Origin of the sequence: Brevundimonas denitrificans (assembly GCF_030160755.1) — a bacterium.
Classification (GTDB): domain Bacteria; phylum Pseudomonadota; class Alphaproteobacteria; order Caulobacterales; family Caulobacteraceae; genus Brevundimonas; species Brevundimonas denitrificans.
Genome location: NZ_BSOY01000234.1, coordinates 1 through 550, shown reverse-complemented (window position 1 = coordinate 550; position 550 = coordinate 1). Strand labels below are relative to the sequence as shown.

1 protein-coding gene is annotated in these 550 nt (G+C 70.9%); it reads right to left on the bottom strand.

What is annotated here, in order from left to right:
- Positions 1 to 180, bottom strand: a 180-nt coding sequence (locus QQJ79_RS15945; protein ID WP_284223923.1) for a hypothetical protein, incomplete at its 3' end; no start/stop codon positions are given.
- Positions 181 to 550: the final 370 nt, after the last annotated feature.

The following is a 550-nucleotide window of genomic DNA, read 5'->3' as shown; positions in this document are numbered from 1 at the left end:
GCCGCCGCCCGCGGCGCTGGAGCCGCCCGACGTTCCGCCGGTCGTGGCGGCCGTGTCGACGGCGGCGCCCGAAGCCTCAGCGGCTTCGGTCGTGGCGTCGGTGGCGGCCTCGTCCGTGCGATTGCAGGCGGAGAGGGTGAGGGCCGCGGCGGCGGCGGCGATCAGAACGGCGGTGCGCATGAAAACATCCTTCGTGGCTGGGGGCCGTCGCCGCCGACAATACGGACGCTGACGGCCAAGCTGTACCGTTGGTGAAATACCGTCGCTCGGCGGATGTTCCTCTTAAGCGGTCAAGAAAAAAGGACCGCCCCGAAGCGCGGCCCTGTCCGGAGGTCATATCCGGCGGTCAGCGCGCTGGAGCCGACGGACGAGGTCGTCCACAGGCAACGAAAAAGGGCCGCCCCTTTCGGGACGGCCCTTCCTTCATCAGACCCGAAGGCCCGAATGATGTCGCTCGTATTAGTGAGCGGCCGGGGCGGCCGGAGCAGCGGCGTCGGCAGCCGGGGCCATGGCGGCGTCGGCGGCCGGAGCGGCAGCGGCGTCGGCAGTG